Annotated in this window: 15 protein-coding genes; 8 read left to right on the top strand and 7 right to left on the bottom strand. The window is 62.1% G+C overall.

Annotated elements, in window-relative coordinates:
- Positions 1 to 4: 4 nt before the first annotated feature.
- Together C3F38_RS22430 and rlmM are read left to right on the top strand one after the other, a co-directional pair.
- Positions 5 to 400, top strand: coding sequence for a DUF423 domain-containing protein (locus C3F38_RS22430; protein ID WP_004931896.1), 396 nt, complete (start codon positions 5 to 7; stop codon positions 398 to 400).
- Positions 393 to 1,496, top strand: a complete 1,104-nt coding sequence (gene rlmM, locus C3F38_RS22425; protein ID WP_047729979.1) for a 23S rRNA (cytidine(2498)-2'-O)-methyltransferase RlmM — start codon at positions 393 to 395, stop codon at positions 1,494 to 1,496. Before C3F38_RS22430 ends, rlmM begins: the two co-directional genes overlap by 8 nt.
- A gap of 39 nt (positions 1,497 to 1,535) precedes the next feature.
- Here the strand turns inward: rlmM and xni are convergent, their stop codons facing one another.
- The 3 genes from xni to queF all read right to left on the bottom strand — a co-directional run bounded on the left by xni (position 1,536) and on the right by queF (position 4,751).
- Complete coding sequence (gene xni / locus C3F38_RS22420; RefSeq protein ID WP_055312361.1) at positions 1,536 to 2,294, bottom strand: flap endonuclease Xni; 759 nt, start codon at positions 2,292 to 2,294, stop codon at positions 1,536 to 1,538.
- Positions 2,295 to 2,348: 54 nt separating this feature from the next.
- On the bottom strand, positions 2,349 to 3,713 hold the full coding sequence (ppnN, locus tag C3F38_RS22415) for a nucleotide 5'-monophosphate nucleosidase PpnN (RefSeq protein WP_038878760.1): 1,365 nt from the start codon (positions 3,711 to 3,713) through the stop codon (positions 2,349 to 2,351).
- A gap of 192 nt (positions 3,714 to 3,905) precedes the next feature.
- Positions 3,906 to 4,751 (bottom strand): NADPH-dependent 7-cyano-7-deazaguanine reductase QueF, encoded by an 846-nt coding sequence (queF, locus tag C3F38_RS22410; protein ID WP_055317067.1) that lies wholly within the window; start codon positions 4,749 to 4,751, stop codon positions 3,906 to 3,908.
- Between the two features lie 63 nt (positions 4,752 to 4,814).
- On the opposite strand from queF, the gene syd reads away from it, so the two are divergent.
- Positions 4,815 to 5,363, top strand: coding sequence for a SecY-interacting protein (gene syd, locus C3F38_RS22405; protein WP_038878762.1), 549 nt, complete (start codon positions 4,815 to 4,817; stop codon positions 5,361 to 5,363).
- A gap of 609 nt (positions 5,364 to 5,972) precedes the next feature.
- Here syd and C3F38_RS22400 read toward each other — a convergent pair.
- On the bottom strand, positions 5,973 to 7,211 hold the full coding sequence (locus tag C3F38_RS22400) for an MFS transporter (protein WP_038878764.1): 1,239 nt from the start codon (positions 7,209 to 7,211) through the stop codon (positions 5,973 to 5,975).
- Between the two features lie 178 nt (positions 7,212 to 7,389).
- Between C3F38_RS22400 and C3F38_RS22395 the strand changes: the two genes are divergently transcribed.
- From C3F38_RS22395 to C3F38_RS22375, 5 genes are all read left to right on the top strand, one after another.
- Positions 7,390 to 7,716 carry a YqcC family protein gene (locus C3F38_RS22395; RefSeq protein ID WP_033638567.1) on the top strand — a complete coding sequence of 109 codons (327 nt, stop codon included), beginning with the start codon at positions 7,390 to 7,392 and terminating at the stop codon, positions 7,714 to 7,716.
- Between the two features lie 146 nt (positions 7,717 to 7,862).
- On the top strand, positions 7,863 to 13,838 hold the full coding sequence (locus tag C3F38_RS22390; RefSeq protein ID WP_055317068.1) for an MG2 domain-containing protein: 5,976 nt from the start codon (positions 7,863 to 7,865) through the stop codon (positions 13,836 to 13,838).
- 49 nt (positions 13,839 to 13,887) lie between these two features.
- Entirely contained in the window at positions 13,888 to 16,236 is a 2,349-nt protein-coding gene (pbpC, locus tag C3F38_RS22385; RefSeq protein WP_055317069.1) for a penicillin-binding protein 1C, read from the top strand.
- A 60-nt stretch (positions 16,237 to 16,296) separates the two neighbouring features.
- The gene (gene truC, locus C3F38_RS22380; protein ID WP_033654120.1) at positions 16,297 to 17,067 is read left to right on the top strand and encodes a tRNA pseudouridine(65) synthase TruC; all 771 of its coding nucleotides are present in this window, start codon (positions 16,297 to 16,299) and stop codon (positions 17,065 to 17,067) included.
- Between the two features lie 33 nt (positions 17,068 to 17,100).
- Positions 17,101 to 17,553: a flavodoxin gene (locus C3F38_RS22375; protein ID WP_047729983.1), complete on the top strand. Its 453-nt coding sequence runs from the start codon at positions 17,101 to 17,103 to the stop codon at positions 17,551 to 17,553.
- A 57-nt stretch (positions 17,554 to 17,610) separates the two neighbouring features.
- Here C3F38_RS22375 and C3F38_RS22370 read toward each other — a convergent pair whose 3' ends face one another.
- The 3 genes from C3F38_RS22370 to glnD form a co-directional block, all read right to left on the bottom strand.
- On the bottom strand, positions 17,611 to 18,000 hold the full coding sequence (locus C3F38_RS22370; protein WP_004931929.1) for a DUF3461 family protein: 390 nt from the start codon (positions 17,998 to 18,000) through the stop codon (positions 17,611 to 17,613).
- A gap of 129 nt (positions 18,001 to 18,129) precedes the next feature.
- Positions 18,130 to 18,954: a 2,3,4,5-tetrahydropyridine-2,6-dicarboxylate N-succinyltransferase gene (gene dapD / locus C3F38_RS22365; protein ID WP_047729984.1), complete on the bottom strand. Its 825-nt coding sequence runs from the start codon at positions 18,952 to 18,954 to the stop codon at positions 18,130 to 18,132.
- Between the two features lie 42 nt (positions 18,955 to 18,996).
- On the bottom strand, positions 18,997 to 21,660 hold the full coding sequence (gene glnD, locus C3F38_RS22360) for a bifunctional uridylyltransferase/uridylyl-removing protein GlnD (protein ID WP_055317071.1): 2,664 nt from the start codon (positions 21,658 to 21,660) through the stop codon (positions 18,997 to 18,999).
- Positions 21,661 to 21,688 lie beyond the last annotated feature (28 nt).

Below are 21,688 nucleotides of genomic sequence, written 5' to 3'. Positions count from 1 at the left end.
CACGATGAGCAGCCGTTCCATGCTGGTTTTCGCCGCTATCAGCGGCTTTGTGTTTGTCGCGTTGGGCGCATTCGGCGCGCATGTGCTAAGCGGTACGCTCGGCGCCAACGAAATGGCCTGGATCCGCACCGGGCTGGAATATCAGGGATTCCACACCCTGGCCATCCTGGCGCTGGCGGTCGCGATGCAGCGCCGCGTGAGCCTGTGGTTTTACTGGAGCGGAGCGCTGTTGGCGTTCGGCACCGTGTTGTTCAGCGGCAGCCTCTATTGCCTGGCGCTGTCGCACCTGAAGGTCTGGGTTTATATCACGCCGGTTGGCGGCGTGTGCTTCCTGATCGGCTGGATATTGATGTTGATTGGCGCTTTGCGTCTGAGGAAAAAGGCCGAGCGCCATGAATAAGATTGCGTTGTACTGCCGCCCCGGCTTTGAAAAAGAGTGTGCGGCGGAGATCACCGACAAAGCCGCACAGCTGGAGATTTACGGCTTTGCACGGGTAAAAGAGCACAGCGGTTACGTGCTGTTCGAATGCTATCAGCCGGACGATGCCGACCGCCTGGCGCGGGAAATTCCGTTCCGCGAACTGATTTTCGCCCGCCAGATGATCGTGGTGGGTGAGCTGCTGCGCGATCTGCCGCCGGAAGATCGGGTATCGCCGATCGTCGGCATGCTGATCGGCGTGGTTGACCGTGGCGGTGAGCTGAGGGTGGAAGTGCCGGACACCAACGAAAGCAAAGAGCTGATGAAGTTCTGCCGCAAGCTGACGGTGCCGCTGCGCGGCGCGATGCGCGAGCAGAAGGTGCTGATGGCGCGCGAGAACCCGACTCGCCCGGTGGTGCACGTGTTCTTCATCGCGCCGGGCTGCTGCTACGTTGGTTACTCCTACAGCAACAACAACTCGCCGTTCTACATGGGCATTCCGCGTCTGCGCTTCCCGGCCGATGCGCCGAGCCGTTCGACGCTGAAGCTGGAAGAAGCGTTCCACGTATTCATCCCCGCCGACGAGTGGGACGAACGCCTGGCCAGCGGCATGCACGCGGTCGATCTGGGCGCTTGCCCGGGCGGCTGGACCTATCAGCTGGTGAAACGCAGTATGATGGTGCATTCGGTGGATAACGGCCCGATGGCGCCGAGCCTGATGGAAACCGGCCAGGTGACGCACCACCGCGCCGACGGCTTCAAGTTCGAGCCGAACAGCAGCAAGATCTACTGGCTGGTGTGCGACATGGTGGAGAAACCGGCGAAGGTGACCAGCCTGATGATTCAGTGGCTGGTGAAAGGCTGGTGCCGCGAAGCGATCTTTAACCTCAAGCTGCCGATGAAAAAGCGCTATGAGGAAGTGTCGCAAAACCTGACGAGCATCCGCGAAGCGCTGGGCGCCGCCGGTATCAGCGTCGAAGTGCACGCCAAGCAGCTGTATCACGACCGCGAAGAGATCACCGTACACGTGCGCCGCATGTGGTCGGCGGTGCCGGGCCGGCGCGACGAGCGCGATTAATCGCGTTAAGCCTGATAAAGGGCGCTGCTTGCAGCGCCCTTATTGTATCGGCAGGCGCAGCTGCTGCAGGTTACCGTCCAACGACAGATCGGTGCGCAGCGTGGCCACCTGTTTGCTGACGTAGGCCAGCTCGCGGTGCTGCTCCAGCTTGCCGCGCCATTTCTCCGGCACCTGCTCCAGGTGCTGATAGAGCCGGTCCAGGCTGCCCGACTGCTGCAACAGCAGCACGGCGGTTTTTGGCCCGATACCCGCCACGCCGGGGATCTTGCTGCTGCCGATCCCCGCCAGCCCCCAATAGTCCGGCAGCTGCTGCGGCTGTACGCCGAATTCCTGTTGCACGAAAGGCATATCCAGCCAGCGTTTCTGGAAGTAATCGCGGATCTGCACGTTCGGCGCCAAAAGCTGACAGTAGCCTTTGTCGGTGGAGACGATGGTCACCTGATGGCCGCCGCCGGCGACCTTGGCCGCCAGCGTAGCCGCCAGATCGTCCGCCTCGTTGCCGGGAGAATGCCAGCTGGCGACGCCCAATTCGGCGAAGGCCTCGCGCAGCTGCGGCATCTCCTGCTGCAGGTTTTCCGGCATCGGCGAGCGCCCGGCCTTGTAGTCCGGCAGAATTTGGTGGCGCCAGCTGTCGCGGCGATCGTCCTCGTCGAAGACCGCCACCGCGTGGGTCGGGCGGCTGTGTTGGATCAGCTGCTGCAGCGCGTGGCGGCAGGCGTTGACGCAAGGGGAGCCCTGCACGGCGTGAATGCGGCGGATGAGGTTCAGGGCGTCGACAATCAGTAGGTGTATCATCATGGGCGGCAAGGTCAGAAAAAACAGGGCGGCCGTTACGCCGCCCGGGATTGAGGGTCAGGCTACGATTTCGTAGCAGGGCACATAGGCGCTGCCCGGCAGCTTCATGCGGTGCTGGGCGACAAAGCCCTGCAGCAGGCTGTCCATCTGCTTCATCATCTGCGGTTCGCCGTGCAGCTTGTACGGGCCGAACTGCTCGATGGCATGGATGCCGTTTTCCTTCACGTTGCCGGCCACAATGCCGGAGAACGCGCGGCGCAGCGCGGCGGCCAATTGCTCCGGCGGCTGGTTCGGATACAGATTGAGGTTCGCCATGTTCTCATGGGTCGGCTCGAACGGCAGCTGCAGATCCGGCGCGATGCGGATCGACCAGTTGAAGCTGTAGGCGTCGCCGGTGTTGCGGCGGTTTTCCTTCACCAGCGGCATGGCTTGCTTCATCTGCCGCGCCACTTCCGCCGGATCGTCGATGATGATGGTGTAATGGCGGCGTGCTTCGTCGCCCAGCGTGTTCATGATGAACTCGTCCAGCACGCGGAAGTAGTCGGCGCTCTCTTTCGGCCCGGTCAGGATCAGCGGCAGCACCTGTTCGCTGTTCTCCGGGTTCATCAGGATACCCAGCAGGTACAGCAGCTCTTCGGCGGTGCCGACGCCGCCCGGGAAGATGATGATGCCGTGTGCGATACGCACGAAGGCTTCCAGGCGTTTTTCGATGTCCGGCATGATCACCAGCTCGTTGACCAGCGGGTTAGGCGGCTCGGCGGCGATGATCGACGGCTCGGTCATGCCGATGAAGCGGCTGTTGCGGTAGCGCTGCTGCGCGTGACCGACCGCCGCGCCTTTCATCGGCGCTTCCATGGCGCCCGGCCCGCAGCCGGTGCAGATGTTCAGCTCGCGCAGGCCCAGCTGGCTGCCGACCTTGCGCGCGTACAGGTATTCGTTTTCGTTGATCGAGTGGCCGCCCCAGCACACCACCATATTGGGATCTTCATCCAGATGCAGCGTGCGTGCATTGCGCAGGATCGAGAACACCAGGTTGGTGATGTGGGCCGAGTTTTCCAGGTTCAGGTGCTGGAAGCGGCCGGCGCTGGCGATTTGGCCATGCACGAACAGGATGTCGCGCAGCACGGCGAACAGGTTGGCCTGCAGCGAGCGGATGATGCGGCCGTCGACGAACGCCTCTTCCGGCGGATTGACCAGCTCCAGCTTCACCCCGCGCTCGCGGCGCAGCACGTTGATGTCGAAGGTTTCATAGCGCGACAGCAGCTGCTTGCTGTTGTCGGTTTGGCTGCCGGAGTTCAACACGGCCAGCGAACAGTTGCGGAACAGGCGGTACAGGTCGCTGCTGGCGGTGCGCTTCAGCATGTCTACTTCCAGCTGCGACAATAAATCCATAGAGCCAAGCGGGCTGATGTGTGTAATCAAGGTAACTCCTTTGCACCCGGTGTGGGGCGGTAGTAATCCATACGCAGCAAAACAGCATCTCGTTATGGTTGGCGTGCTGCGGCGAAGCGGGCGCTCTGCCCGGCCGCAGCCTCGTTTTAACCTTACCGCCGTCCCTGTGCTTTTACCAACACAAACCGCTCGTTAGCTCAGTTGTTGAGCAATGTTTCGCACTTATTGGCGCGCCAGGCGGCCGTGCTCGGGGGCGAACGCGACGTTGCTGCGCCACGGGTTGATATCCAGCCCGCCGCGGCGGGTATAGCGAGCGTAGACCGTCAGGCTTTGCGGCCGGCAATAGCGTATCAGATCGTTGAAGATGCGCTCGACGCACTGCTCGTGGAATTCGTTGTGGTGGCGGAAGGAAACCAGGTAGCGCAGCAGCGCTTCGCGATCGATCTTGCCGCCGCGGTAGCTTATCTGCACGGAGCCCCAGTCCGGTTGATGGGTGATCAGGCAATTGGACTTCAGCAGGTGACTGACCAAGCGCTCTTCCACCACCTCTTCACCGGCGGCGTTCAGCAGGTAGTCGGCGTTGAACTCATAATTGTCGATGCGGATATCCTGCTGGTCGATGCAATCGCCGGCCAGGCGGGCGATCGGCGTGTCTTCCAGCTGCTCGACGCTGAACAGGGTGGCGCTGACCTCGCCCTGGGCGCAGGCGGACAGATCGCGCTGCAGGGTGCTGCGCACCGTTTCCCAATCGGCGAACGGGGTTTGGTTGAAGCTGTTGAGGTACAGCTTGAAGCTTTTCGATTCGATCAGGTTCAGGCTGTCGGCGTTGAGGCTGATTTCACCAACCGCTACCTGCGGCAAGCCGTTGGCGTTCAGCCAGGAGAGCTCGTACAGCGTCCAGATGTCCGCGCCGTGGAAGGGCAGGTTATCGGGATACAGGCCCAGCGGCTCGCGGTTCATGCTGCGCGGCACCGCCTGCAGCAGCGTGGCGTCGTAGCGATCGCGGTAGGCGGTGGGTTTGCCCAGCGTCAGCCCCGACAGGGCCTGGTGGTCTTGATATGAGGACATCTGCTGTCACCTCGGTCAGAGATAGGTACAATGGCCGTCAGTTTAACGTATGCGAGAAAGAATATGGACCATGATGTATCGCACGCTCTGCGTGAATTCACTCAACGCTATGTCGAGTTGTGGCAGCAAGAGCGCGGCCACGCGCCGGCCAGCCAGGCGCTGTACGGCGTGCCGTCGCCCTGCATCGTGGAGAACCGCGAGGACGAAGTGCTGTGGTTGCCGCGGCCTTTCGAACCGGCGGCGACGCTGGAAAAGGTAGAAACCGCGCTGGAGCTGCGTTTGCAGCCGGATGCGCACCGCTTCTACACGCAGCAATACGCCGGCGACATGAGCGCGCAGTTCGGCGAGCATCGCCTGAGCCTGCTGCAGGTCTGGAGCGAAGAGGATTTTATCCGCCTGCAGGAGAACCTGATCGGCCATCTGGTGACGCAAAAACGTCTCAAGCTGTCGCCAACGCTGTTCCTGGCGACCACCGAATCCGAGATGACGATGGTGTCGTTGTGCAACGTCAGCGGCAACGTGGTGCTGGAACAGTTCGGCAGCGATAAACGCACCCTGCTGGCGGCGACGCTGGGGAATTTCCTCGATGCGCTGCGCCCGGTGTTGGACTGAATCGCGACGGATTCGCCGTCGCCCGTGTGAGAGATCTCTCACACGGCCTGTGAGAGATCGCTCTTAATTTTTCCCGCCTTTCTCCAGGCTATGAGATTATTGTTATCCAGATCAATTGGTTAGAATTTCTTTAGGATAACTCTTAGTCTTAATTTAGTGTGAGACACCTCCCAAACCCTTGTGATTCCGGGGAATTTAAGCGATCTTATCGTTACCGGAACGGAACCGGCGGAGCAGGAAAGCATCAGGATGATGCAGCTTCAGGAAGAAGAAAGGGATGCGCTCAGGCAAGAGCGAAGGATGGCGTCAGGAGATGCCCAGGATGTTTCAGGATAGAAACCAGGGACACCTCCAGGACGGAGATTGAGAGCCGGCACAGGACTGTCGGCGGGTCAGGAAGGCTGAGGAACCGCGTCAGGATGATGCTGCAGGATGATGCAAGGACCACTTGGTCAGGATGGCCGCAGGAAAAGTTTTCAAGGATTGAGCAGGGAGCACGCTGTGTAGCGGGATAGCTATAAAACGAACCGGGGGCACTGTTAACGCAGTGCCCCCAACTTTTTGTTTTATCCCGCTGCGCGTGCGCCCCGCCTTAATCCCTCTTCAGCGTTAACCAATCGCGCCCAGCGTATCGCCTGCGCCCTGTTTTTTCGGCAGCAGGAACAGCGTGGCGTAGATATCCAGCAGGTAAATCGCCGCCAGCAGGCTGATGGCCGCGGTAAACGACACCTGCGTCACCAGCGCACCGATCACCAATGGCCCCAGGCCGCCGACGCCGCGCCCCAGATTGAACAGGATGTTCTGCGCGGTGGCGCGCGCCTGCACCGGATAGGTATCGGAAATCAACGCGCCGTAGCCGCCTATCATGCCGTTGACGAACATGCCCATCACGGCGCCGGCGAACAGCATCAGCGTCGGGTCGCTCAACTGGGCGTAGCCGATCACCATCACCACGGCACCGATCTGATAAAGCACGAAGATCTTCCAGCGGGCGAAGCGGTCGGCCAGCATGCCAAACAGCCAGATGCCGAACGTCATGCCGACCACCGTCACCGCCGTCCACAGGCCGGACTTGGTGAGCGAGAAGCCAAAGTTTTTCGCCAGGTAAGTCGGCATCCAGATCATCAGGCCGTAGTAACCGAAGTTCTGCACCGAACAGAGAATGAAGATGCCGATGCTGGCCCTGCTGGTGGCGCGATCCTTAAACAGCAGGCGCAAACGCTGCAGGAAGGAGAGCGGTTGCCCGGCCTCTTTCTGCCGCACGAACGCCTCCGGCTCGCCCAGGGTACGGCGGATCAGGAATGACGCCAGCGCCGGCAGCAGGCCAACCAAAAACATGCCGCGCCAGCCGATGTGTTCCAGCAGCAGCGGCGTCAGGAAGGCGGCCGCCAGCACGCCCAATTGCCAGCCCATGCCGACGTAAGCCGAAGCGCGGTTGCGCTTCTCCGCCGGCCAGGCTTCGGCGATCAGCGCCATGCCGATGCCGAATTCGCCGCCCAGCCCGATGCCCGCCAGGGTGCGATAGGCCAGCAGATCCCAATACCCTTGCGCCACGGCGCACAGGCCGGTGAACAGGGAGAACATCAGAATGGTGATCGTCAGCACCCGGATACGGCCGAAACGATCGCTGAGGTGGCCGAAAATCACGCCGCCCAGCACCGCGCCGATCAGCGTCCAGGTGACCAGAGAACCGGCGGCCGATGAGGTTAATCCCAATTCGATGCTGATGGCCGGCAGCATAAAGCCGAGGATCAGCAGGTCAAACCCGTCCATGGCATAACCGGTGACCGAAGCCAGCATGGCTTTACCGGGCGTCGCGTGGTTTTTTTTCTCTGTTATTACGGACATGAATCTTTATCTGTGTGGTGAACTCGGTGGGCCTATTGTGCCGCGCGGCGGCGAACGCCACCAGATAAAAACGGCGGACTGTCTCAGGCGCGCCGAATTTGGGCTATAAAAATGCTATGCTTTGCCGCCTTTCAGCCAGCGCGCTGAATACCATGATGAAAAGAGATCGGGAATGCAGATGAGTATACATAACCAGGTGCGCCGCAGTTTGCAGGCGATTGAACAATCCATGCGCGATCTGGCGCTGTGGCAGGCCGCGCCGCCTGATCATGAGGCTTTCTCCAGCACCGAGCCGTTCTGCATCGACAGCATGTCGGCCGAAGCCTGGCTGCAGTGGGTGTTCTTGCCGCGCATGTATGCGTTGCTGGACGCCGAAGCGCCGCTGCCGACGCGCTTCGCCATCACGCCTTATTTCGAAGAGGCGTTGAAAGATCGTGAACCGAGCAGCCTGCCGCTGTTGGTGCTGCTGCAACAGCTGGATTTGATGTTGAATAAAGAGCCGTAATTCGCCGGCGGCGCGCAGATTTTTGCCGCCCGGCAGTGTAGAGTACTCGCGCGGATGCCGGGCAGGAGAGCCGACGGCGTCTTTCGGCTCGGTTGAACCACGGCGGTTGACCGGGGGCTGCATTAGGATGATGAGGTGCTGCAATAATGGATTTATTAAGGTTTATCCTGCGTTTGCCTTTTACCCTGGTTAAGGGCGTCTGTCGCCTGCTGGGTGGGGCGTTGTCGCTGTTGGGGCGGCTGCTGAGACCGCTGGTCGGCAACCTCAGCTGGCGTGCGCCGGCCTGGTGGGCTGCGCTGCCGCGCGGTTTCTTGCGGCTCGAAAGCGGCGTGGATAAACACCCGAAAGCGATCGGTTTAGGCCTGTTGCTGTTGGCTGGCGCCGCAGGCGGCGCATTTTACGGCTGGCACTGGTGGCAAAACCGACCTCAGCCTATCGAGCCTGCGCCGATGGTGGTTCAGGAGGTCAGTGCATCGCTTGCCAACCCCGAGCCGATAGATTACGCCGCCGCCCGGCAGGTGCCGCAAACGGTGAGCCTGACCTTCAGCGGGTCGGTCGCGCCGATCGCCGCAGTGGGTAAAACCGTGAGCGCCGGCATCATTCTGAAGCCGACGGCGGAAGGGCAGTGGGCATGGATCAATGAGTCGACGCTGCTGTTCACGCCGAAAAAGCCGCTGCCGATGGGCGCGAAGTATGACGTGACCCTTGAGCCCGCCACCTTGCTGGCGCCGCAGATCAAACTGGCCAAAACCCGCTATGCCTTCACCGTGCCCGCGTTCGATTACCGCCTGGGGCAGGCCGAGTATTACCGCGATCCGCAAGATGCGCAGAAACGCAGCGCGATTTTCAATCTGCAGTTCAACGCGCCGGTCGACGTCGCCAGCTTTGAAAAACAGATTTCGCTGGGGTTGAAAGAAGGCAGCACTTCCTCCGAGAAAAAGCTGAACTTCTCTCTGGTCTATGACGAGAAAAAACTGAACGCCTGGGTGCATTCCGAACCGCTGCAGGCGCTGGATCAGGGCGGCGCTGTGCATCTGACCGTCGGCAAGGGCGTCAAATCGACGGCGGCCGGCAATGCGGTCGAAGAGGCGAAAAGCAACTGGGTTAAAGTCCCGACGCTGTACAGCCTGGCGCTGAGCGACGCCAGTGCACAGGTTGTGGATACCGACGGCGGCCAAGGGCAGCGTGCGCTGGTGGTCGGCTTCAGCGATGCGGTGAAGGATAAAGAGCTGGCGCGAGCCACCAAAGCCTGGCTGCTGCCGCAGCACGATCCGAGCGATGCCGAGACCGCCAACGATGCCGAAGACTTCTATCAATGGACGGTCGACAGCGTCGGTAAAAACGTGCTGGCGCAGGCGACGGCATTGCCATTGACGCTTAACGAGGCGGAAGAGGCCTATCAACCGCAGTTCAGCTTCCGCTTTGAAGCTCCGGCGCACCGCTTCGTGCTGATCGAGATAGACAACCAGCTGGTCTCCGTCGGCGGTTACAAAATGCCGAAGAAGGTTTATCGGGTGGTCGAAGTGCCGGAGTTCCCGAAATCGCTGCAGTTCATGTCCGCAGGCTCGCTGCTGTCGGTCAACGGCGACAAACAGATCAGCGTGGCGGCGCGCAACGTGGCGGGCCTGCGGCTGGACATCAAGCGGGTGATCCCGAGCCAGCTGCAGCACATCGTCTCCTTCAAAAGCCGGGAATATTCGTCCACGGAATTCAACCGGCTCAACGATGAGTATTTCACCGAGCATTTCAAATACCAGACGGCGCTCAATAACGAGCGGCCGGGGGAAGTGAACTATCAGGGCATCGATCTTTCCCGTTATCTCTCCACCAACGCCAGTTCCCATCGCGGGGTGTTCCTGCTGACGCTGTCTGAATGGCAGCCGAACCGGAAACCGGCGGCGGAAGAGGCGGGCGCCGAACCAGAACAGGAACCGGACGAGAGCACCGGGGATGATCAGCCCGACGTCGGCGATTCGCGCTTTGTGGTGGTGACCGATCTGGGCATTGTCGCCAAGAGCTCGCAGGATAAGACGCGCGACGTCTTCGTGCAGTCGATTCAAAGCGGCGCGCCGGTCAGCGGCGCCAACGTGTCGGTAGTGGCCAAAAACGGCGTGACGCTGCTCAGCCAAACCACCGGGGCCGACGGCCACGTGCGTTTCCCGGCGCTCGACGTGTACACCAACGAGCGCCAGCCGGTGATGTTCCTGGTGGAAAAGGAAGGGGATGTTTCCTTCCTGCCGACCGGCAGCTATAACGATCGCGGGCTGGACTTCTCGCGCTTCGATGTCGCCGGTGAACAAACGCCGACCGATCCGCGCACGCTCGGCAGCTACCTGTTCTCCGATCGCGGCGTTTATCGACCGGGGGATACTTTCAATATTGGCCTGATCACCCGCGCCGCCGACTGGCGCGTTGGCCTGGCCGGCGTGCCGGTGCGCGCCGAAGTCCGCGATCCGCGCGACAAGCTGATGACCACCGTGCCGCTGACGCTGGGCGCCAGCGGTTTCAACGAGCTGAGCTATACCACCGATGAAAACTCGCCCACCGGCGAGTGGAACGTCTATCTGTATCTGATCGGCAAAAACAACGATACCTCCACGCTGCTCGGCCATACCGCGGTCAATGTGAAGGAGTTCGAGCCGGATCAGCTGAAAGTGAAGCTGGCGCTGACGCCGAATCGCCAGCAAGGCTGGGTCAAACCGTCCGAGCTGAAGGCCAGCATCGATGTGCAGAACCTGTTCGGTACCCCGGCGCAGGATCGCCGCGTGACCACCAGGCTGACGCTGCGGCCGATGTATCCGAGCTTCGATCGCTTCCCGGATTATGCGTTCTATGAAAACCGGCAAAACAGCGACGGGTTCGAAACCGAGCTGGAAGATCGCACCACCGATGAGCATGGTGTGGCCGATATTCCGCTCGATCTGAAATCCTATGCCGACGCGACCTATCAGCTGCAGCTGCTGTCGGAGGCGTTCGTCGCCGGCGGCGGGCGCTCGGTGGCAGCTACCGCCCGCACGCTGGTCTCGCCTTACGATTACCTGATTGGGGTGAAGGCGGACGGCGATCTGGGCTACATCAACCGCGACGCGGAGCGGTATCTGAACGTGATCGCCATCGATCCGGACCTGAAACAGATCGCCATGCCGAACCTGAAGCAGGTGTTGATCGAGCAGAAATACATTTCGGTGCTGACCAAACAGGATTCGGGCGTTTACAAATACCAGTCGAAGATGAAGGAAGTGCAGCTGTCGGAACAGCCGCTGGCGCTGAGCGAGCAGGGCGCGGATCTGCGGCTGGCGACCGATAAGCCGGGCGACTTCGTGCTGGTGATTGAAGATGCGCAGGGCAAGACGCTCAACCGCGTCGCCTACAGCGTGGCCGGTAACGCCAACCTGAGCCGTTCGCTGGATCGCAACGCCGAACTGAAGCTGAAACTGAACCAGGCGGAATATCAGCCGGGCGAGGAGATCGAGGTGGCGATCAACGCGCCTTATACCGGTAGCGGCTTGATCACCATCGAGAAGGACAAGGTTTACGCTTGGCAGTGGTTCCACAGCGACACTACCAGCTCGGTGCAGAAGATCCGCGTGCCGGCCGGCATGGAGGGCAACGGCTACATCAACGTGCAGTTCGTGCGCGACATCAACTCCAGCGAAATCTTCATGAGCCCGCTGAGCTATGGCGTGATGCCGTTCAAGATCAGCACACAGGCGCGCCAAAACAGCCTTGAGGTGACGGCGCCGGAGGTCATCAAGCCGGGTGAAAACCTGACGATGACGGTCAAGACCGACGCGCCGCAGCAGGTGGCGCTGTTTGCCGTCGATGAGGGCATTCTGCAGGTGGCGCGCTACCGCCTGAAGGATCCGCTGGAGTTCTTTTTCAGCAAGCGTGAACTGAACGTGAGCAGCTCGCAGATCCTCGACCTGATCCTGCCGGAGTTCAGCAAGCTGATGGCGCTGACCGCGGCGCCGGGCGGCGATGCGGGCGAAGGGCTGGATCTCAACCTCAACCCGTTCAAGCGCAAACGCGACAAGCCGGTGGCCTATTGGTCCGGCATTACCGAGGTCAGCGGCGAGAAGCAGTTCGTCTACCCGGTGCCGGACTACTTTAACGGCAAGATCCGCGTGATGGCGATTTCGGTGACGCCGGAGAAAATCGGCAAGGCGCAAACCGCCGCCACGGTGCGCGACAACTTCATTATGACGCCGAACGTGCCGGCGATGGTAGCGCCGGGCGACGAGTTCGACGTCAGCGTGGGCGTCAGCAACAACCTCGAAGGGCTGAACGGCCAGTCGGTGGCCATCAACGTTCTGTTGACGCCGCCGCCGCAGTTGGAAGTGGTGGGCAACGCGACGCAAAGCCTGACGCTGGCGGAAAAACGCGAGGGTGTGATCGCTTTCCGTCTGCGCGCCAAATCCGCGCTGGGCGATGCACCGCTGGTGTTCGACGCCCGTTACGGCGACCAGGCCAGCCGCCGCACCGTCAGCACCTCGGTGCGGCCGGCGGCGCCGTACCGCACCCAGTCGGTGATGGGGCGTATGAGCGGCAGCAGCCAGAACGTCGATGGCCTGCGCCAGATGTTCGACGCTTTCGCGCAGCGCCGGGCGGCGGTGTCGAATTCGCCGCTGGTGCTGACCCGCGGGCTGGCGCAATACCTGGCGGATTATCCGTATTACTGTTCCGAGCAGATCGTCAGCCGCTCCATTCCGCTGATGCTGCAGAGCCGCCACCCAGAGATGAAAAGCAGCCTGAGCCAGGCGGAAGTCAGCAAGCAGCTGCGCAACCTGCTTGGCGTGCTGCGCGCGCGCCAGAACGACAGCGGGGCGATCGGCGCCTGGCGTTCGTCGCCGGATGCCGATCCTTTCGTCACGCCTTATGTGGTGCAGTATCTGCTCGAAGCCAAAGCGGCGGGCTACGCCCTGCCGGAAGGCATGCTGGACGAGGCCAACGGCGCGTTGCGCGAGCTGGCGGCCAGCGGATTCGACGATCTGTATCTGCTGCGCCTGCGCAGCTGGGCGGTTTACCTGCTGACGCTGCAGGGCGAAGTGACCACCAACTCGCTGGCGGCGGTGCAGGATACGCTGCAAAAACGCTATGGCGAAGGGTGGAAAACCGATCTGAGCGCGCTGTATCTGGCCTCTTCTTATCGGTTGTTGAAGATGGACGACGAAGCCGCCGCGCTGTTGCAACCCAGCTGGCAGCAGCTGAGCAAGGCGTATGACAGCGCCTGGTGGACGCAGAACTATTTCGATCCGCTGGTGCAGGATGCGACGCGGCTGTATCTGATTACCCGTCACTTCCCTGAGAAGGTGGCGTCGATCCCGCCGCAGGCGCTGGAGAATATGGTCAAGGCGCTGAAAGAAGAGCGTTACACCACCTACTCCTCCGCAATGAGCATTCTGGCGCTGGAAAGCTACTCGACCCAGGTGGCGGCGCAATCCGCCAATGCGGATGCCTTGGGCATCGTGCAGGTAGGCAAAGCCGGCGGCGAGCCGCAGCGCATCAGTGAGCTGCAGGGGTTGTTCGTGCAGGGGCAGTTCAACGCCGATGCTACCACCGTGCGCTTCACCAACGGCGGCAATGCGCCGGCCTGGTATGTGGTGACGCAGGCCGGTTACGACCTGAATGCGCCGCAAAAAGCGCTGTCGCGCGGGATTGAGATCGTTCGCGATTACACCGACGAACAGGGCAAACCGGTGACGCAGGTGACGCTGGGGCAGAAGATCAACGTCCATCTGAAGGTGCGCGCCAACTCGAAAGAGGGGCAGAGCAACCTGGCGATCGTCGATCTGCTGCCGGGCGGGTTCGAAGTGGTGCAGCAGACGCCGCCGGAACCGGCCGACGCCGGCGAGGAGAGCGAAGACCGCGGCGGTTGGCAGTCGCCTCTGGCCGCTACCGGCTCCACCTGGGCGCCGGATTACAGCGATATCCGTGAAGATCGGGTGATTATCTACGGCAGCGCCGGCACCGAGGTGCAGGAGTTCGTCTATCAGATCAAGGCCACCAATACCGGCAGCTTTATTGTTCCACCGGCCTACGGCGAAGCCATGTACGACCGTGAAGTACAGGCGATGTCGGCCGGCGGCGGCAAGCTGGTGGTGGTGCCGGCGGGCAACGACTAGGCCGGATCCGGCGCCAGGCCAGCGTCTGGCGCCGGGGTGGTGAGAACGTATGAAGATCCTGACCGGGCGCGTGCTGCAAAACGGCTTGATGGCGGCGTTTTTACTGGCGCTGCTGCTGACCGCGATTCGGCTGTGGCCGCATCCGCCCCTGTGGCAGGGGCTGCCGCAGTCTTCCGTCTATTACGACAGGCACGGCGCGCTGCTGCGCATCACGTTGGCCAACGACGACCGCTACCGCCTGTGGACCCTGCTGGAGCAGGTGTCGCCGCTGGCGGTGCGCGGGCTGCTGCTGCACGAAGACCGCTGGTTCTACTATAACCCCGGCTTTAACCCCGTCAGCCTGATGCGTGGCTTCTGGCGCAGCTATGTCGCCGGCGGAAAAATGCAGGGCGGGTCGACCATCAGCATGCAGCTGGCGCGCATGCGCTGGCATCTCAACACCCGCACGCCGGGCGGCAAGCTGCTGCAGGTGCTGCGCGCGGTGCAGCTGGAGCTCAGCTACTCCAAGCACGATATCCTGGAAGCCTACCTGAATTATGCCCCCTACGGCCGCAACATCGAAAGCATCGGCGCTGCCAGCCTGATCTATTTCGCCAAGTCGCCGAAGGATTTGACCCTGCCGGAGGCGCTGACGCTGGCGGTGCTGCCGCAGTCGCCCAGCTACCGTCTGGAGCCGAAAACCGGCGTGCTCGGCGCTGCATTGACGCAGGCGCGCAACCGTCTGTTCCAGCGCTGGCAGCGGGTTTACCCCACCGACACCAGCCAGCAAACGCTGTTCCGCCTGCCGCTGGCGCTGCGGCAGCCTGAGCAAGTGCCCTATATCGCGCCGCACTTTATCGAACAGCTGCGCCAGCAGACGCAGCAACTGGTGCAGCGCGATACGCGCGTCGATACCACGTTGGACGCCGGGTTGCAGCGGCTGGTCGAGCGGCAGGTCAACGCGTTTATCGCCCGCAACCGCAGCCGCGGCATCCAAAACGCCGCGGTGCTGCTGGTGGACAGCCGCGATATGGGGGTGCGTGCGCTGGTGGGATCGGCGGACTATTACAATCGGCCGATCCAGGGGCAGGTGAACGGTACCAACGCCAAGCGCTCGCCGGGTTCGACGCTGAAGCCGTTCATCTACGCGCTGGGCATGGAGCAGGGCGTGCTGCATCCGATGACCATCCTGAAAGACGTGCCTTCGTCGTTCGGCGCCTATGCGCCGGAAAACTTCGACCGGCGCTTTCTCGGCCCGGTGACCGCCACCGATGCGCTGAATTTCAGCCGCAACATCCCGGCAGTGTATGTCGCCTCGCAGCTGCGCCAGCCGACCTTTTATCAGTTTTTGCGTCTGACCGGCGTGGCCAATATGGCCAGTGAGAGCCACTACGGGCTGTCGCTGGTGCTGGGCGGTGGCGAGGTGACGGCGCAGGAATTGGCGAAGCTGTATGCGCTGTTGGCGAACCGTGGCGAGCTGCGGCCGCTTCGTATGCAGCTGAACGAGACTGAATCGACGCCGGTTCGGCTGCTGAGCGAGGAGGCCAGTTTCATCACGCTGGATATGCTGCGCCAGCATCGGCGGCCGGGGGATACGCTGGCACAGCGTTCTTCTTCGCTGCCGGTGTACTGGAAGACCGGCACCTCCTGGGGCTTTCGCGACGCCTGGAGCGTCGGGATTTTCGGCCCTTACGTGCTGGTGGTGTGGGAAGGCAACTTCGACGGGCGCGGCAACAATGCGTTGGTCGGCGCCGAGGCGGCCGCGCCGCTGTTCTTCAATATCATCGACAGCGTCAACGCCAGCTACCCAGGCCTGCGGGAACCGAAGCACCCGTTCCCCCAACGGCTGCGGAGGGTGGACATTTGCCTCGCCAGCGGCGATCTGCCAACGCCGTGGTGCCAGCAGAAGGGCAAGACCTGGTTTATTCCCGGCAAGTCACCGATCAAGGTCGACAGCGTTTACCGGCCGGTGGTGCTGGATATTCACAGCGGCGAGGTCGTCTGCCCGCCGTATGACGCAGCGCAGACCCGCACCGAAATTTTTGAGTTCTGGCCTTCCGATTTGGCCAACGTATTCGCCCAGGCCGGGCTGCCGAAGCGGGCGCCGCCGGTCAACCGCTGCAAGGACAACGGTGTCGCCGTCGGCGGCAACGCGCCGCGCATCACTTCGCCGCTGAAAAATACCACCTATACCCTGCGCCAGTCGCAGCAGGGGCGGGATAAAATCGCCTTCAACGCGGTGACGGACGCCGACAGCAAGACGGTGTACTGGTTCGTCGACGATATCTATCTCGGCAGCAGCGCCAGCAAAAAGCCGATCGACTGGCGGCCGATCAACAACGGGCGCTACCGCATTCGGGCAGTGGACGATCGCGGCCGCGCCGATACGCGTCTGGTGACCATCGAATGGGTGAACTAGCGCTGAGCCGCACGCCTGTTATACTCGCGCCCGAAACGGCTATTTACCTGGGAAAGCGATGTGATAGAGATTTTGTATCAGGATGAACACCTGGTGGCGGTGAACAAGCCGTCGGGCTGGTTGGTGCACCGCAGTTGGCTGGACCGTCATGAAACTCGCTTTATGATGCAGACGGTGCGCGATCAGCTCGGGCAGCACGTCTTTACCGTGCACCGTCTCGATCGCCCGACTTCCGGCGTATTGCTGATGGCGCTCTCCAGCGAGGTGGCGCGCCTGCTGTCGCAGCAGTTCGAGCAGCATCAGGTGCAGAAAACCTACCATGCGGTGGTGCGCGGCTACGTGCAGGAGGGGGCGACCCTCGACTACCCGCTGACGGCGGAGCTGGACAAAATCGCTGATAAACATGCCGATGCCGATAAGGGGCCGCAGCCGGCGGTGACACACTACCGGCCGCTGGCACAGGTAGAGATGCCGGTGGCCGTCGGCCGCTACGACAGCGCGCGGTACAGCCTGGTGGAGCTGCAGCCGGAAACCGGCCGCAAGCACCAGCTGCGGCGCCACATGGCGCATCTTCGCCATCCGATCATCGGCGACAGCAAGCACGGCGATCTGCGGCAGAACCGCGGTATGGCGCAGCATTTCGGCTGCCCGCGCCTGATGCTGCACGCCAGCCATCTGCAGCTGACGCACCCGGTGACCGGCGAGCCGCTGCGGGTGACGGCGCGCTGGGACGAAGACTGGCAAGGGGTGATGGCGCAGTTCGGCTGGGCGGGGGTATTCCCTGAACTTGCCGGGGTTGAGTTTAGCGCGGCTAACGGTCAGGATAGCTGACAATTTTTAAAGGTAATGAAGGGAGTAGGAGCCATGGCTCAGGTTGGTATCTTCGTGGGAACGGTCTACGGCAATTCGCTGCTGGTGGCGGAAGAAGCGCAAAACATCCTCAGCGAGCAGGGCCATGAGGTCAAACTGTTCGAAGAGGGCACGCTGGAGGCCTGGCAGTTTTATCGTCAGCACTACGCGCTGGTGATCACCTCCACCACCGGGCAGGGCGATCTGCCGGACAGCATCGCGCCTCTGTTCCACGCCATTCGCGATCGGGTCGGCTACCAGCCGGAGCTGCGCTATGGGCTGATCGCCCTCGGCGACAGCAGCTATGACAACTTCTGCGGCGCGGGGCGCGCATTCGACGCGTTGCTGCAAGAGCAGGGCGCCACCCGCGTTGGCGAAGTGCTGGAGATCGATGCGATGGAACAGCCGGAGCCGGAAGTGGCTGCCTGCCCGTGGGTCGAGCAGTGGGGCACGCTGCTGCAATCGTAAAGTAAAAAGGCGCCGCGAAAGGGCGCCTTGGCGATGATGCGGGTCAACCGATCCGCATTATTTGCCGCGGGTGAGTTTTTCCAGATCGGCTTCGATCTCGGCAATCTTGTGCGACACCACGCCTTCGAGATGGCGCAGGTCGTCGAGGATTTTACGCTTCAGATCCACTTCCACCTGATCGCGCTGGCACAGCTGATCCAGTTCGTCGATCACGTAGCGCAGGTTCGGGTTGATCTCGTGAATTTCCTTGTAGCCCTGGCCGGCGTTGTCCGCCACCACGGTTTTACGCTGGCGCGGGTACTTGAACTTCACGCTCTTGGCGAAGAACTCGCCCTTATCTTTGCGGAAATAGATCTTGAGGATGTCGTTGTTGGCCTCTTGACGCAGGCTATAGCGATCGACGTCTTCCGGTTGATTGATGCCCAAACTCTTCAAGTTATCGTACATACTGCGCCCTCTTTAGATGTGATCGTTATATTCCACGACTGCGATTATGGCGGAAAGCGAGATCTGCGACTGTGACTGCCAGCGAAACGCAGACAAAAAAATAGCGGGTGAATCACCCGCTATTTCAATTTAGTCGATAGTGCGCAATAACTCATTAATACCGACTTTACCGCGCGTTTTAGCGTCGACCTTCTTGACGATCACCGCGCAGTACAGGCTGTAAGAACCGTCTTTCGACGGCAGGTTACCGGAAACCACCACCGAACCCGCCGGCACGCGGCCGTAATGGATTTCGCCGGTCTCGCGGTCATAGATGCGGGTGCTCTGGCCGAGGTATACGCCCATCGAAATCACCGAGCCTTCTTCCACGATCACGCCTTCCACCACTTCGGAGCGCGCGCCGATGAAGCAGTTGTCTTCGATGATGGTCGGGTTGGCCTGCAGCGGCTCCAGCACGCCGCCGATGCCGACGCCGCCGGACAGGTGAACGTTTTTGCCGATCTGCGCGCAAGAACCGACGGTGGCCCAGGTGTCGACCATGGTGCCTTCGTCGACGTAGGCGCCGATGTTAACGTAAGACGGCATCAGCACGGTGTTGCGAGCGATGAACGCGCCCTGGCGCACGGTGGCCGGCGGCACGACGCGGAAGCCTTCCTTCTGGAAGCGCGCTTCGTCGTAGTCGGCAAACTTCATCGGCACCTTGTCGTAGTAGCGGGTTTCCGCGCCGTCCATCACCTTGTTGTCGTTGATGCGGAAAGAGAGCAGCACGGCTTTCTTCAGCCACTGATGGGTGATCCATTGACCGTCGATCTTCTCGGCGACGCGCAGGGCGCCGCTGTCCAGCAGGCCGATCACCTGGTTTACCGCTTCGCGCGTTACGGTGTCTACGTTCGCCGGGGTGATGTCCGCACGGCGCTCGAAGGCGCTTTCAATAACGTTCTGTAATTGCTGCATGCTGTTCTCTTTCCTGATGTTGTCGGTAAAAAGTTACTTGTATCACATTTTATCGTTTGGGGTGAGGGCCTCTGTCAACCGTTGTTCCAACTTTCTGCGCGTTTCCTGATCGAGCGCGCGTCGCTCGCCGTCGGCCAGGATAAACAAGTCCTCGACCCGCTCGCCGATGGTGGTAATGCGCGCGCCGTGCAGCGACAGCCCCAGGTCGGCGAACACTTCGCCCACCCGCGCCAGCAGGCCGGGCTGGTCGAGTGCGATCAGCTCCAGGTAGCTGCGGCGATCGGTGTGGGTCGGCAGGAAGGTCACCTCGGTCGGCACGCTGAAGTGACGCAGCTTGGAAGAAGGCCGACGCACGCGCGGCGGCTGGTACTCCCGCTGGGTGATGGCCTGCAGCAGCGCCTGGCGGATCGCCGCGTGGCGATCCTGCGCCAGCGGGCTGCCGTCCGGCTCCAGCACGATAAAGGTGTCCATCGCCATGCCGTCGCGGTTGGTGAAGATCTGCGCGTCGTGCACGCTCAGGTTGCGGCGATCCATCTCGCCGGCGACGGCGGCGAACAGGTAGGGGCGATCCGGGCTCCAGATAAAGATCTCGGTGCCGCCGCGCGTCGCCTGGCGGCTGACCAGCACCAGCGGCTGGGTGGAGTCGTGGGCCAGCAGGTGACGGGCGTGCCAGGCCAGCTGGTTCGGCGAGTGGCGCAGGAAATAGTCGGCGCGGCAGCGGCTCCAGATGCGGTGCAGCGCCTCTTCGTCGATGTTGTCCATGCGCAGCAGCGCCAGCGCCTGCAGGCGGTGATGGCGCACGCGTTCGCGTAGATCCGGGCTGTTCTGCATGCCGCGGCGCAGCTGCTTCTCGGTGGCGAAGTACAGCTCGCGCAACAGGCTCTGCTTCCAGCTGTTCCACAGGGTTTCGTTGGTGGCGCAGATATCCGCCACCGTCAGGCACACCAGGTAACGCAGGCGGGTTTCGCTCTGCACTTCGCTGCTGAACTGCTGGATCACCGTCGGATCCTGGATATCGCGGCGCTGCGCGGTGACCGACATCAGCAGGTGCCAGCGAACCAGCCACGCCACCAGTTGGGTTTCGCGCGAGTTGAGGCCGTGCAGTTCGGCGAACTCCACCACGTCTTCCGCGCCGAGGATCGAGTGATCGCCGCCGCGCCCTTTGGCGATGTCGTGGAACAGCGCCGCCAGCAGCAGCAGTTCCGGATGCGGCAGGCGCGGGTACAGCTCCACGCACAGCGGATGGCGCGGCCGGGTTTGCGCATCGGCGAAGCTCTCCAGCTTTTGCAGCACGCGGATGGTGTGTTCATCGACGGTATAAGCGTGGAACAGGTCGAATTGCATCTGGCCGACGATCTTGCCCCACTGTGGCATATAGGCCCACAGCACGCTATGACGGTGCATCGGCACCAGCGCGCGCGAGACCGCGCCGGGGTGGCGCAGAATGGCCATAAACAGATCGCGCGCTTCCGGAATGGTGCACAGCGGCTGTTTCAGATGGCGACGGGCGTGGCGCAGCTGGCGCACGGTGGTGGAATAAATGCCCTTGATCTCGCGGTTGCGCACCATCAGGTAGAACATGCGCATGATGGCCTGCGGCTCGCGGATGAACAGCGTTTCGTCGCGCAGATCGATCAGATCGCCGCGCAGCTGGAAATCGTCGTTCAGCGGGCGCGGCTTCTCGGTGGCATCCAGCGCCAGGATGGCCTCGTCGAACAGCTGCAGCAGCATGTGGTTCAGCTCGCTGACGCGCCGCGTCATGCGGTAGAAGTCTTTCATCATGCGCTCGACCGGCTCGTTGCCTTCGCCTTCATAGCGCAGCAGCTGCGCCACGCTGAGCTGGCGATCGAACAGCAGGCGGTTGTCGTAACGCGGCAGCACCAGGTGCAATGCGAAACGGATGCGCCACAGGAAGCTCTGGCACTCGTTCAGCTCGTTGCGCTCGGCCTGGGTGAGGAAACCGAAGCCGACCATTTCGTCCAGCGAGGTGGCGCCGAAGTGGCGCCGCGCCACCCACAGCAGGGTGTGGATGTCGCGCAGGCCGCCGGGGCTGCTTTTGATATCCGGCTCCAGGTTATAGCTGGTGCCGTGGTAGCGCTGGTGGCGCTCCTGCTGTTCGTTGACCTTGGCGTGGAAAAACTGCGGCGAGGGCCAGAAGCCGTCGCTGAAGATATGTTTTTGCATCTGCAGGAACAGCGCGACGTCGCCACAGATCATGCGCGATTCGATCAGGTTGGTGGCCACGGTCAGATCCGCCAATCCCTCCAGCAGACATTCTTCCAGGGTGCGCACGCTGTGGCCCACTTCCAGCTTGAGATCCCACAGCAGGGTGATGAATTCGCCGACCCGCTGCGACTGCTGTTCCGTCAGCCGGCGCTGGCTGAGCACCAGCACGTCGATGTCCGACAGCGGGTGCAGCTCGCCGCGGCCGTAGCCGCCGACCGCCACCAATGCGGTTTCCGGGATATCTTCGAAGCCGTAGAAGGTCCACAGCCGGCGCAGCAGGCGATCGATGAAGTCGCTGCGCGCCGCCACCAGGCTTTCGGCGCTGGCGCCGGCGTCGAACGCTGCCGCCAGCCACAGCTGGAACTGCTCCAGCCGCTGTTTCAGCACCGGACAGGTGAGCTCGTCGTTGCCGTAGGTGCTGGGGGAGGCGGGCGGCATCGGCGCGGCCGGGGCCGCTTGTTGAAGGAGATTGTCAGACATAGTGCGCAGCCCATAAAAAAGGCCGGCA

This window comes from Serratia sp. SSNIH1 (genome assembly GCF_002935055.1).
In the GTDB taxonomy this organism is placed as follows: domain Bacteria; phylum Pseudomonadota; class Gammaproteobacteria; order Enterobacterales; family Enterobacteriaceae; genus Serratia; species Serratia nevei.
This window is presented reverse-complemented; position numbering and strand designations above follow the sequence as displayed.